Here is a 237-nt window from a genome sequence, read left to right on the forward strand (position 1 = left end):
GGTAGACCACGCCGGCGCGCCAGGGATCGGGGCGGATCTGCGGCCGGGTACGTTCGACCCGTCCGGGCACGCCGACGTCCAGGCCGGTGTCGATGAACGAAAGTCCGCCGTCGGTGCTGGTGAAGAAGCGGCCGGTGGCGCCATCCACGCCGTACCAGCGCCGCGGATCGACCCGGTCGGCCTCGATCAGGATCGTCGCCGGCACGCCACGCACCGGCTGCCAGTGCGCGCCGAAAT

At 72.2% G+C, this 237-nt stretch carries 1 protein-coding gene; it reads right to left on the bottom strand.

From position 1 onward, the window contains the following. On the bottom strand, window positions 1-237 hold a 237-nt coding region (locus SB822_RS60880; RefSeq protein ID WP_410859626.1), incomplete at both ends, for a hypothetical protein.

The sequence above is a fragment of the Paraburkholderia sp. SIMBA_054 genome (assembly GCF_046534875.1).
Taxonomy (GTDB): domain Bacteria; phylum Pseudomonadota; class Gammaproteobacteria; order Burkholderiales; family Burkholderiaceae; genus Paraburkholderia; species Paraburkholderia hospita.